A 12,681-nucleotide genomic window follows, 5' to 3' on the forward strand; every position below is an offset into this window, starting at 1 on the left:
TTCAGTCCTTGGTGACCCGGTTGATTTCTTCAAGGCTGGTGATACCTTGCATGGCCTTGATCAGCCCGGAAGTACGCAGGTCATTGAAGCCGTCCTTGCGCATCTGGATATCGATTTCCAGCGAGTTGCCTTCGGCCATGATCAGCCGTTGCAGGTCTGCTGTGTTCTTCACCACTTCATAAATCCCCACGCGCCCCTTGTAGCCGCCGTTGCACTGATCGCAACCGACCGGCTCATAGATCGTGAATGCGCCAATCCGTTCCTCGGGGAAGCCTTCCTTGATCAATGCCTCGCGGGGAATATCGATGGGCTTCTTGCACTGGCTGCACAGTTTGCGCGCCAGGCGCTGGGCGATGATCAGGCTGACGGACGTCGCGATGTTGAACCCCTGAATGCCCATGTTGTGCAGGCGGGTCAGGGTTTCGGCGGCGCTGTTGGTGTGCAGGGTCGACAGCACCAGGTGCCCGGTCTGGGCGGCTTTGATGGCAATTTCGGCGGTTTCCAGGTCGCGGATCTCGCCGACCATGATCACGTCCGGGTCCTGGCGCAAAAACGAACGCAGCGCCTGGGCAAAACCCAGCCCCTGCTTGGCGTTGACGTTGACCTGGTTGATGCCTTCCATGTTGATCTCCACCGGGTCTTCGGCGGTGGAGATGTTGATGTCCACGGTGTTGAGAATGTTCAGCCCGGTGTAGAGCGACACGGTCTTGCCCGACCCCGTGGGACCGGTCACCAGAATCATCCCCTGCGGCTGCTTCAGCGCGGCCATGTACAGGTCTTTCTGGTCCGGTTCGTAACCGAGGGCGTCGATGCCCATTTGCGCGCTCGATGGATCAAGTATCCGGATCACCACTTTTTCGCCCCACAGGGTCGGCAGGGTGTTGACCCGGAAGTCGATGGACTTGCTCTTCGACAGGCGCATCTTGATCCGCCCGTCCTGGGGTTTGCGCCGCTCGGAGATGTCGAGGCTGGCCATGACTTTCAGGCGGGCGGCGATGCGGTTGGCCAGTTGAATCGGCGGCTTGGCGACTTCACGCAGCATGCCGTCGGTGCGCATCCGCACGCGGTAGGTTTTTTCGTAGGGCTCGAAATGCAGGTCGGAAGAGCCACTCCTGATCGCGTCCAGCAGCATCTTGTGAACGAAGCGCACCACCGGCGCGTCGTCGGCATCCTGTCCGGCGATGGCGTCCTGTTGGTGGTCATCGATCGACTCGATGTCCATGCCATCGAGGTCTACGTCGGCCATGTCTTCCAGTCCGCTGGCATGGCTGTCGAAGAACTTCTCGATGGCATCGCTGAGCTTGTCGTCCTCCACCAGGATGGCTTCGGTGTTCAGCCCGGTGCTGAACTGGATGTCGTTGATGGCCTGGTGATTGGTCGGGTCGGAAACCCCCACGAACAACTTGTTGCCGCGCCGCCAGAGGGGCAGGGCGTGATGCTGGCGAACCAGTTTTTCGCTGACCAGGCCCTTGGGTTGGGTTTCCTTGTCCAGGCAGTTGAGGTCGAGCAGCGCCATGCCGAAATGCTCCGAAGCGATCTCGGCGACCTGGCGACTTTTCACCAGTTTGTTCTGCACCAGATAACTGACGAGGGAGATTTTATGACGTTGGGCTTGCTGATACGCCTGTTGCGCGCTTTGGTCGGTGAGCAGCTCGGCAAGAACCAATTGCTTGGCCAGACCGCTAAGGGCGATGTCATTCATGGGGATACCGGACGCAGACAGTTCATGACTTATAGCCTAGTCAACCGGTGGCGCCAAACCAGCGCTGCTCTGGTGACAAAAAGTGTCAGATAGTGCGGATCCTGGGGGCTGGAAAAGGCCTTGCTTCGTTCCCGCGTCCCGCTAACAGGGGGCAACGGGCTTGGCATGGGCTGTGCTGAGACTGGTTCAGGTCATGAGATTTCGACTCATGCATGGAGCTTGTCTATGAATACTCAGAAAGGTTTTACGCTTATCGAACTGTTGATCGTGGTGGCGATCATCGGGATTCTGGCGACGTTTGCGTTGCCGGCTTACTCGAAGTATCAGGCCCGGGCAAAAGTGACGGCGGGGTTGGCGGAGATTGCAGCGCTGAAGGTTTCGTTTGAAGACCTGATGAATGCCGGCACTGCAGAACCCACCACACTGACGGGCGCCGGCACGACGACGCAGAACTGTGCAATTGCTGTCACCGGCACGGTTGCCTCAGGCGCTGGCACCATTGTCTGCACCTTGCAGAAAGCACCGGCCCCTGTGGCAGGTAAAACCATCACGCTGACTCGCAGCGCCACAGCAGGCTGGTCATGCGCGACCGGCGTGACTGCCGATTACGCACCGCCTGGTTGCACAGCCTCAGCAACTTAATGCTGCAAACGGGTAAATAGAAGAATGCCCCATCGTTGGATGGGGCATTTTTTTGGGGGGAAAAAACTCCCAGTTCGCTGTGCTTCTTGGTGAGATTTGGAAAACCCCACAAATTCATGGCCTTAGGCCAACGGTAAAACCCGCAACTTGCATGTAGATATTGCCGAAGTCATGCAATTTGCATGATTTCGAAAATCAGTCATTTTTTTAACTTGCTGATTTATAAGGAATTAATGACTGTTTCAAAGTTGGCACAGCGTTCGCACTATACCCAGTAACCCTGCTGACAAGACACGCAGCAGACTTTATGAAAAAACAGGAGTTACTCGTATGAAGAAGTTCGCTATCGCTGCCGCTGCTGCTACCGCTCTGACCCTGACCATGGCCAACGCTGCATTTGCACAGACCCAGGCTACCCAAGCGCCAATGACCCTGGCTGCCGGTGAAGTGGCCAAGGCTAAAGAAACCACTTCAGACACCTGGATCACCACCAAAGTCAAAGCTGACCTGGTAACTGAAAAAGGCATTCCTGGTACCGATATCAAAGTCGAAACCAACAAAGGTGTTGTATCCCTGTCGTCCACCGTCGCGGTGACTGACGCGCAGAAAGCCACCGCTGTGGCCATCACCAAGAAAATCAAAGGCGTCAAAGCGGTCTCCGCTGACGGCCTGAAAGCCGAGTAAGGCAAGACTTCTCGCCTGAACGGGAGAAGGCGCGGTAGACGAGCCGAGTCATGCGTCTGCCGCCACTTGAGAGTTCATGCGACGGCCACAAGGATGTGGCCATTACAGGCCCCAGACATTCGTGTCCGGGGCCTGTTCTATTCCGGGCCACCACAAAACCAAACTGTAGGAGCCGGCTTGCTGCGGGCGGCGTTCCGACGATTGCGGTGTGTCAGTCGACGAAACTGATTACTGACACACCGCAATCGCCAGCAAGCCGGCTCCTACAAAGGGCCTGTGTGTCAGTTACCGCGCTTGCTGGTGATCTGCCTCAGGCGATTCCCTTCAAACCGTAGGTATTGATACATCCCGCCGTTGGGCCCGTAGGTCCATTCCTCGACCTGGAATTCTTCCCGACGGTTGGCGCTGCGCTTGTAGCCCAACAGGTCTCGACTGACTGGCTCACCGCACTTCTGCAGGACCTCGCTGGACCGGTCGCCGACGCTGACCAACTGACTGCCGCAGCGCAGGGTATCGGCGGCCGTGGCCGGACTGGCCGCCATTGCCAGTGCCAGGCTGATCAGCAACCGACTGATCATCACTCGGCATCCAGGTGCAACGGCGTTACCACCCGACCGTCACTTTCCGCTTCGCCGAGACTGGCATCGATGAAGTACACGCGGTCATCGGCCAACTGACCCTTGTCGACCAGATAATCCTTGATGCTGCTGGCGCGATCCTGGCCCAGCTGGCGCAAGAGCACGTCGCTGGAACTCCAGAACTTGATCACGTCCGCGCGCATTTTTGCAGTGCGTTCTTCCTTGCCCAGGTCCTTCCATTCGGCCGGTGGCTGGTTTTTCAGGCGGGTGCGGTAGATGCCTTCCAGCAGCGGGCCTTTCTCGCCGTCCGGTACTTGCAGCAACGAGGCCTGCGCCGGCACCCTGTCGCCGCGACGCTGGAGCATTTTGTAGTAGTTGTACTGGTATTCCCGTTCCAGGCGTTGCTCGGCGATCAGCGGGCCATCGCTGCTGGCGGCAGCGGTGCCTTCGATCTCCAGGCGCAGGGCCGGACGTTCCTTGAGTGCATTGGACAGTTTGACCAGCGAACCCTCGGCGTCCTTGCTCAGGTCGCTTGAACCCGGTGCGAACGACACCGTGCCGAGGTCTTCCGAACCACCGCCACTGACCAGCCCGCCAATCATTTTGAACGGTGCGGCAGCGGCTTTGACGATCAGGTTACGCAGGGTCTGCCAGACAATCGGCATGACGCTGAACTGCGGATTGTTGAGGTCGCCGGTGACTGGCAGCTCGATGGAAATCTTGCCGTCGACATCCTTGAGCAGGGCAATCGCCAGTTTCAGCGGCAGGCTGACAGCGTCGGGGCTGTCGACCTTTTCACCCAGTTGCAATTGCTCGACCACCACTTTGTTTTCAGCCTTGAGCTGGCCTTTGGTAATCAGGTAATGCAGGTCGAGATTGAGTCGGCCCTTGCGGATACGGTAGCCGGCGAATTTGCCGGAGTAGGGCGTCAGTGTGGTCAGTTCCACCCGTTTGAAACTGGTGGCGATGTCGAGGCTGGCCATCGGGTCGAACGGGTTGACCGAACCTTTGATGGTCACCGGCGCGTAGCGATCGACCTTGCCCTTGATGTCGACGGTCGCCGGTTTTGCCTGACGGCTGTCGATGGTGCCGATCTGCCCGTTGAGCTGTTGCACGGCGGTGGCGAAGTTCGGGGTCAGGCTGAAGTCGGCGAAGTTGGCCGAACCGTCATTGATGGCAATGCCGCCGATGTGGATGCCCAGCGGCTTGTCCTTGCTGGCAGGTTTGGCCGCAGCGGTTTTGGCGCCGGAATCGGGTGGTTGCGGGATCAGCAGGTCATCGACGTTGGTGGTGCGGTCATCGTTGATCATGAAACGCACGTAGGGCTGGAGCAGGTTGACCTTGTCGATCGACAGGCTGTCGCCGTGCTGATAATTCAGGCCTTCGACCACCACCTGTTGCCACTTGAGAAAGTCGCGGGTTTTCAGGGTGTCGAGGGTGTGCAACTGATCGATCTGCGCCCGTCCTGTGACGCTGAACGCCAACGGCTCGGTGCTTTTCAGGTTGACCGCCAGATCGCTGCCGAGCATGCCGCTGCGCAGTTCAAGGCGAATGAACGGATTGATGTAGGACTGGGCGACCCGCAGGTCGATGTCCTTGGTGTGCACGTTCAATTTGGCGCTGACGGGAGCGAGATTGACCTCGCCATCCGCAGAGATCTTGCCTTGCTTGCCCACGCCGGTGTCGAGCTTGAGGGTAAAAGGCGAGCCATTGAGGCTGTCGAAATTTTGCAGGTCCAGGTTCAGCGGGTTCAAATCCAGCGTCACGGCGGGCTGTGTTTTGCGGTCAGCCAGGTGCACCTGGTAATTGCGCAACTGCACATCTTTCAACAGCACTTGCCAAGGTTTGCTCGGCGGCGTCGGTTCTGGTTTTGGCGAGTCGGCGGCCGCTGGCGTGCTGGCCGGTTCGGCTTTGGCTTTGGCGGCGGCCTTGGACGGTTGGCTGGCGAACAGCTTCTGCCAGTCGAGTTGCCCGTCGGCTTCCAGTGCCGCCCAGGTTTCCAGTTTGTTGCTGCGGATCTTGCCGACGACAACTTGCTGCTTGGCCAGGTCGACCGTGGTTTCAGTCACGTCCAGGCGTTCGAGTTTCACCAATGGCCGACCGTCCGGAGCCTTGATGGCGAAGGGCGCGACGCTCACTGCGACGTTGTTCAGCAGCAGCTCGGTTTCCTTGGACAGGTTGAGTTTGTAGTCGGTGCTCAGATTCAGCACGCCGTTTTCCAGCACCAGCGGCAATGCGTCACGCACATAGGGCCAAAAGGTTTTCATCTGCCCGTCGGTGATTTTCAGCTTACCTTCGGAGGCGATCGGGATGAGGCTGAAGTTACCGGTCCAGTCGATCTGCCCACCGTTCGGGCCGATGGCCACAAGGGTCATGTCGGCATTGTCATCGGGCAGAGTGCTGAGGTTGTTCAGCTCGAAATCGAGTTTGTCGTAGAGGAACTCGATGGCTTCGCTGGGACGTTCATCCTTGAAGTGCACGGTACCGCCGGCCAGTTTGATCCGCTCTACGCGCAGCGGAAACGGTTTGGCGTTCGGGTCGGCCGGCGTCGGCTCGCTCGCCGGCAGTTTGAACATACCAAGCAAGTTGAGTTTGCCGTCCTTGCCGAAAAGGATTTCGGTCTTAGGCTTGTCCAGTTCGATATCGGACAGGTGCAGCGCCTTGGTCCAGAGGCTGTCGATCTGCAGGTTGGCGTACAGGCGTTCGAAGCCGACCTGTTCCTTGCCCGGTTCGCCGATGATCAGGCCCCACAGGGTGACTTCAAGGCTGAACGGGTTGAGTTCGATTCGCTGAATAGTGGCGGGCGTCGTCGCGTAGTTGGCCAGTTGCTGGTTGGCCACCCGCAATGCGATGCCCGGCAAAATCAGAAACCCCAGCAGGCTGTAGAGGGCCAGAGCAGTCAACAAGGCGCCGATAGCGCGGATCAATCCTTTGGGCATGTGCGGCTTCATCTGTCTGAATCGGAGTGCCTTGGAGTATGGCACGCCAATCCGGTTCCGAAGTATTCGCTCAGCCCAGGATTTTTCAGATTTATCTGTCGTGATTCAGAGCTGCAGGATCAGTGTTTTCAGCGGCGGCTGCTGATCCATGGACGGGAAGTCGGCGCCCGGTTTCATCACCGTCCACTCGCGCACCGGGCGGCCGGCCTTCTCCGCGCAGCGCAAAACCTGTTCGCGCCAGTCGTCCATGCTGACTTTTGCCAGGTTGTTGCAGCAGATCAGCACGCCATTGTCGGCGGTGGTCAGCAGTGCGGGCTTGAGCAGGCTCTGGTAGTCGCGTAGCAGGTCGACGGTGCCGAAAGCGCTCTTGGCCCAGGCCGGTGGGTCCAGCAAAACCAGATCGTATTGACGTTGTTCCAGGCGTTGATAGCTCGGCAGTTTCTGCCCGCGACGCTGGCTGATGGGCAGGCCGGCGAGTTGGCGAATGGCCGGGAAATAATCGGACTGGATGAACTCCATGGTCGGCAATTGCGGATTGAGCAGACCGTTTTCGCGGCCGACCGCCAGATTGCCCTCGGCGAAGTCCAGGTTGCACACCTCGCTCGCGCCACCGGCCGCAGCGCTCAGGCCGACGCCGCAGGTGTAGGCAAACAGGTTCAGCACGCTTTTGTTCTTGCTGTGATCCTTGACCCAGCCGCGGGTGTTGCGCAGGTCGAGAAACAGCAGCGGATCCTGGCCGGCGTGGCGGCCGCGAACCCGGTAATTCAGGCCCCATTCGTGACCGACCAAGTCTTGCAGGGCGGCTTCGTCGGCGCGGTAGACCGTGTCTTCACGGTCGATGCGCGAGTTGCCCCGGGAGCGGTCGTTGTAGACCAGCAGGGTATCGAGGCCCAGATGTTGGTTGATCGTTTCATGCACTTGCAGCAGGGCGTCGCGCTCCAGCGCCTGATGAAAGCTCTGCACCAACAACTGTGGGCCGTAGCGGTCGATGGTCAGGCCGCCGGCGCCTTCCTGGCTGCCGTGGAACAGGCGATAGCAATCGGTGCCTTGCTGATGCAGTTCGGCAAGCAGGTCCTGGCGATGTTCGAGGGCGGCGCACAGCGCCTGATTCAAGGAAGACATGCTGGGCGCCTTGCAGGGGAGGGAATTTGGCGCGGGAGTTTAACAGCTTGCGCTCAACCTGTAGGAGCCGGCTTGCCGGCGATGAACGATAACGCGGTTTGTCTGATGAACCGAGGTGTGGCCATCGCCGGCAAGCCGGCTCCTACAAATATGAGTCAGGTCAATAATCCCATCCGTCGCTTCGCCCGATGCACCGAGCCATTACGCACGGCCCAACGCAGCATCGGTGCGCTGCGGTTGACGCTGGCGCGGATCAGTTTGCGTTGCAGGGCACTTTGGCGCACGCCGAGCATGTCGCTGGCCCAATCCGGCAGCAGGTCAATGCCTGCCTGCATCATCAACCCACCGAACGGCTTGGCCAGACGGCTCGGGGAGGGGGCGTTCAACAACAGTCGCAACACCTCGCGACTGCGTTCGTCGCACAGCAATTGCGGACGAATGCGCTCAAGGTATTCGGCCGTTTCCTGTCGCGAACGTGGTACGTCACGCGCGCCCAGGCGTTCGGCGACCAAGGCGATTTCATCGTAGTAACGGTCCTGATCGGCCAGTGAAAGGTGCGGGTTGCGATAACGCAAATGCGCCGCGAGGAAGTTGCTGACTTCGGCCACGTGCACCCAGGTCAACAAGTCGGGATCACTGGCGGCGTAAGGCCGGCCATCCGGCGCGGTGCCGGTCACTTGCAGGTGGATGGTGCGGACTTTCTCGATCAGCCAGTCGGCATCTTTGCGCGAGCCGAAGGTGGTGCCGGAAATGAACTGCCCGGTGCGGCGCAGGCGACCGAGCATGTCCTCGCGAAAATTCGAATGGTCCCAGACCCCGGCCAGCGCCAAGGGGTGCAGGGCTTGCAGCATCAACGCGCTGATGCCGCCGATGAGCATGCTGCTGAAGTCGCCGTGGACTTGCCAACTGACCGAATCAGGGCCGAACAGGCCGGGATCACCCTTGGGGTTTTCCAGGTCGAGCTTGCCGAGGGACAGGCCAGTGAGGCTCATGACCTGGGTTTCGATGCGGCTGCGGATGAATTCCATGGCGACTCAATGGTGAAAAAAAGGGGAGCGCTAATGTCCCCCTGTAGGAGCCGGCTTGCCGGCGATAGCGGCGTATCAATCGACAAAAATGTTGAATGACACACTGCTATCGCCGGCAAGCCGGCTCCTACAAGGGTAAGGCGTGCACACGTTATTGGTTCAAGCGTTTATCCACCAGATCCTGAACCACGCTAGGATCGGCCAACGTCGAGGTGTCGCCCAGACTGTCCAGCTCATTGCAGGCGATCTTGCGCAGGATCCGTCGCATGATCTTCCCCGAACGGGTTTTCGGCAAGGCCGGGGCCCACTGGATCAGGTCCGGTTTGGCGAAGCTGCCGATTTCCTTGCTGACGTGGGCCAGCAGTTCCTTCTTCAGTTCGTCGGTGGGATCGGTGCCGTTCATGGGCGTGACAAAGGCATAGATGCCCTGGCCTTTGACGTCGTGAGGGTAACCGACCACCGCCGCTTCGGCGATGCTGTCGTGCAGCACCAGCGCGCTTTCCACTTCGGCGGTGCCGATGCGGTGGCCGGAAACGTTGATCACGTCGTCAATGCGCCCGGTGATCCAGTAGTCGCCGTCCTCGTCACGCCGCGCGCCGTCGCCGGTGAAATAGTAGCCAGGGTAGGGTTTGAAATAGGTGTCGACCATTCGTTGCGGATCGCCGTAGACACTGCGGATCTGCGCCGGCCAGCTGGATTTGATCGCCAGAACGCCGCTGCCGGCGCCTTTGATTTCCTTGCCCACTTCGTCGAGCAACACCGGCTGCACACCGAACATCGGTTGCGTGGCGCAGCCGGGTTTGATCCGCTGCGCGCTCACCAGCGGGCTGAGCATGATGCCGCCGGTTTCGGTCTGCCACCAAGTGTCAACGATCGGGCAACGCTGCTCGCCGACGACGTTGAAATACCAATCCCACGCTTCCGGGTTGATCGGCTCACCGACGCTGCCGAGTAATCTGAGGCTCGCGCGGGACGTTTCCTTCAGCGGTTCGGGGCCTTCGCGCATCAGCGAGCGCAGGGCGGTGGGGGCGGTGTAGAAGATGTTCACGTGGTGCTTGTCGATCACCTGCCAGAAGCGCGAGCTGCTCGGGTAGCTCGGCACGCCTTCGAAGATCAGCGTGGTCGCGCCGTTGGCCAGCGGGCCATAGACGATGTAACTGTGGCCGGTGACCCAGCCGACATCGGCGGTGCACCAGAAGACTTCGTTGTCGCGGTAGTCGAGTACGTATTTGAAGGTCATCGCCGCTTGCAGCAGGTAACCGCCGGTGGTGTGCAGCACGCCTTTGGGTTTGCCGGTGCTGCCGGAGGTGTAGAGGATGAACAGCGGGTCTTCGGCGTCCATGGGTTCCGGCGGGCAATTGTCGTCGACGTCGCGCAGGGCCTGGTGATACCAGAGGTCGCGGCCTTCGACCCAGTCGACATCGCCCTGGGTGCGCTCGACCACGATCACGGTGCTGACGTTCGGGCAACTTTTCAGCGCCTGGTCGACTTTCTGCTTGAGCTGTACGAATTTGCCGCCGCGCACGCCTTCATCGGCGGTGATCACGGTGCGGCAGTCGGCATCGAGAATACGGTCGCGCACCGAGTCCGGGGAGAAACCGCCAAACACCACCGAATGCACCGCCCCGATTCGCGTGCAGGCGAGCATGGCGTAGGCGGCTTCGGGGATCATCGGCATGTAAATGCACACGCGGTCGCCTTTCTTCACGCCACGGCTTTTGAGCACATTGGCCAGGCGGCAGACGTTGTGATGCAGTTTTTTGTAAGTGATCTGGGCCGATTCGGCGGGGTCATCGCCTTCCCAGAGGATTGCGATCTGATCGCCGCGTTTTTCCAGGTGGCGGTCGATGCAGTTGTAGCTGACGTTCAGCTTGCCGCCGGCGAACCAGCTGGCTTCGCCGGTTTTCAGGTTATAGCGCTGGACGGTATCCCACGGTTTGCTCCAGTCAAGAAAGCGTGTGGCCTGCTCAGCCCAGAATTCACTGGGGTGCTCGATGGATTGGCGATACAGGCGCTTGTAGTCGTCTTGACTGAGGTGTGCGGCCCGGCGGACGGCATCGGCTTTGGGGAACGTGCTGATATCGAACATGACGGTTCCTTCTTCTTGTTTTTGCGACAAGAGGGGAGCTACGCGACCCTCGTAGGAGCCGGCTTGCTGGCGATGGCGGCGTATCAGTCAACAAATCCGTCGACTGAAACACCGTCATCGCCAGCAAGCCGGCTCCTACAAGGTTAGTACCGTCTGTAGGAGTGGCGTCAGATTAACCGCGGTGACGACCGCGGAAGTAGTTGATCAGCCCTTGGGTAGAAGCATCGTCAGCCGGAGTTTCTTCGCTGCCGACCAGGCGGTTGTAGACGCCTTTGCCCAGCTCTTTGCCCAGCTCCACGCCCCACTGGTCGAAGGCGTTGATGCCCCAGATCACGCTTTGCACGAAGACTTTGTGTTCGTACATCGCCACCAGTGCGCCGAGACGACGCGGGCTGATGCGTTCGACCACCAGGGTGTTGCTCGGACGGTTGCCCGGGATCACCTTGTGCGGCGCGAGTTTCTGCACGTCGGCTTCGGCCATGCCTTTGTCACGCAGCTCGGATTCGGCCTCGGCGCGGGTCTTGCCGAGCATCAATGCCTGGCTTTGCGACAAGCAGTTGGCGTACAGCCACTGGTGGTGATCGGACACCGGGTTGAAGCTGACAATCGGCACAATGAAGTCGGCCGGAATCAGTTGGGTGCCCTGGTGCAGCAACTGGTGATACGCGTGCTGACCGTTGCAGCCCACGCCACCCCAGATCACAGGACCGGTATCAGTGGACACCGGTGTGCCGTCCTGGCGCACGCTCTTGCCGTTGGATTCCATGTCCAGTTGTTGCAAGTGTTTGGTGATGTTGCGCAGGTAGTGGTCGTACGGCAGGATCGCGTGGCTCTGCGCGCCCCAGAAGTTGCCGTACCAGACACCGAGCAACGCCAGCAGCACCGGCATGTTCTGTTCGAATGGCGCGCTCTGGAAATGCTGGTCCATGGTGTAGGCACCGGACAGCAGTTCCTTGAAGTTCGACATGCCGATGGCCAGGGCAATCGGCAAACCGATGGCCGACCACAACGAATAACGACCGCCAACCCAATCCCACATCGGGAAGATGTTTTCTTCGCGGATACCGAACGCCACGGCGGCGGCGTTGTTGCTCGATACCGCGATGAAGTGACGATACAGCTCGGCTTCCGAACCACCCTGAGCCAAGTACCAGGCGCGAGCGGCCTGGGCGTTTTTCAGGGTTTCGAGGGTGTTGAAGGACTTCGACGAAACGATAAACAGCGTGGTCTCGGCGCGCAGCTTCATGGTCAGTTCATGAAGCTCGGTGCCGTCGATGTTCGCCAGGTAATGGCAGCGCACGCCTTTCTGGGCGTAGGACAGCAGGGCTTCGGAAACCAGCTCTGGGCCGAGGAACGAGCCACCGATGCCGATGTTCACCACGTCGGTGATCGGCTTCTCGGTGTAACCGCGCCACAGACCGTCGTGGATACGGCCCACGAGGTCGGTGATCTTGTTCAACACCTTGTGTACTTCGGGCATCACGTTGACGCCGTTGACCGACAGCTTCTCGCCCACTGGACGGCGCAGCGCGGTGTGCAGGGCGGGGCGTCCTTCGGAAGAGTTGACGATTTCGCCTTCGAACAGCGCCTTGATTGCGCCCTGGAGGTCGACTTCATTGGCCAGGCCCACCAGCAGATTGCGGGTCTCGGCGTTGATCAGGTTTTTCGAGTAGTCGAGAAACAGGCCGCAGCTGCTGAGGGTGAATTGGGTAAAGCGCTGCGGATCGGCATTGAAGGCTTCGCGCATGCTGAAATCCTGCATGGCTTGGCGGTGGTCATTCAGCGCCTGCCAGGCGGGCAGAGCGGTCACGTCTTGAGGAGTGCGGTAGTACGCCATCGCTGCGGGTTTCCTTTTTACTTGAACGGCCTTTTGAACACTAAAAATCCCGGAGCGCTG

General features: G+C 59.8%; 9 protein-coding genes. 2 read left to right on the forward strand and 7 right to left on the reverse strand.

All coding sequences use genetic code 11. The annotated features are described in order from the left end of the window. Position 1: 1 nt before the first annotated feature. Positions 2 to 1,702: a type IV-A pilus assembly ATPase PilB gene (gene pilB, locus ACYZUC_RS24690; RefSeq protein ID WP_461990966.1), complete on the reverse strand. Its 1,701-nt coding sequence runs from the start codon at positions 1,700 to 1,702 to the stop codon at positions 2 to 4. A gap of 225 nt (positions 1,703 to 1,927) precedes the next feature. On the opposite strand from pilB, the gene ACYZUC_RS24695 reads away from it, so the two are divergent. Then, positions 1,928 to 2,344 carry a pilin gene (locus tag ACYZUC_RS24695; RefSeq protein ID WP_461990967.1) on the forward strand — a complete coding sequence of 139 codons (417 nt, stop codon included), beginning with the start codon at positions 1,928 to 1,930 and terminating at the stop codon, positions 2,342 to 2,344. Between the two features lie 330 nt (positions 2,345 to 2,674). Then, entirely contained in the window at positions 2,675 to 3,028 is a 354-nt protein-coding gene (locus tag ACYZUC_RS24700; protein WP_461990969.1) for a BON domain-containing protein, read from the forward strand. A 281-nt stretch (positions 3,029 to 3,309) separates the two neighbouring features. Here ACYZUC_RS24700 and ACYZUC_RS24705 read toward each other — a convergent pair whose 3' ends face one another. The 6 genes from ACYZUC_RS24705 to pgi all read right to left on the reverse strand — a co-directional run bounded on the left by ACYZUC_RS24705 (position 3,310) and on the right by pgi (position 12,621). Further along, positions 3,310 to 3,606 (reverse strand): DUF2845 domain-containing protein, encoded by a 297-nt coding sequence (locus ACYZUC_RS24705; RefSeq protein WP_461990971.1) that lies wholly within the window; start codon positions 3,604 to 3,606, stop codon positions 3,310 to 3,312. After that, complete coding sequence (locus ACYZUC_RS24710) at positions 3,606 to 6,557, reverse strand: DUF748 domain-containing protein (RefSeq protein WP_461990973.1); 2,952 nt, start codon at positions 6,555 to 6,557, stop codon at positions 3,606 to 3,608. Before ACYZUC_RS24710 ends, ACYZUC_RS24705 begins: the two co-directional genes overlap by 1 nt. A 93-nt stretch (positions 6,558 to 6,650) precedes the next feature. Continuing rightward, positions 6,651 to 7,667 (reverse strand): class I SAM-dependent rRNA methyltransferase, encoded by a 1,017-nt coding sequence (locus ACYZUC_RS24715; protein ID WP_461990975.1) that lies wholly within the window; start codon positions 7,665 to 7,667, stop codon positions 6,651 to 6,653. Between the two features lie 155 nt (positions 7,668 to 7,822). After that, positions 7,823 to 8,695 carry an oxygenase MpaB family protein gene (locus tag ACYZUC_RS24720; RefSeq protein WP_192419986.1) on the reverse strand — a complete coding sequence of 291 codons (873 nt, stop codon included), beginning with the start codon at positions 8,693 to 8,695 and terminating at the stop codon, positions 7,823 to 7,825. A 151-nt stretch (positions 8,696 to 8,846) separates the two neighbouring features. Then, a complete protein-coding gene (gene acs / locus ACYZUC_RS24725; RefSeq protein WP_461990977.1) occupies positions 8,847 to 10,784 on the reverse strand; it encodes an acetate--CoA ligase in 1,938 nt (645 codons plus the stop codon). A gap of 172 nt (positions 10,785 to 10,956) precedes the next feature. Next, complete coding sequence (gene pgi / locus ACYZUC_RS24730) at positions 10,957 to 12,621, reverse strand: glucose-6-phosphate isomerase (RefSeq protein ID WP_461990979.1); 1,665 nt, start codon at positions 12,619 to 12,621, stop codon at positions 10,957 to 10,959. Between the last annotated feature and the right edge of the window lie 60 nt (positions 12,622 to 12,681).

Source organism: Pseudomonas sp. GT1P32, from assembly GCF_054897805.1.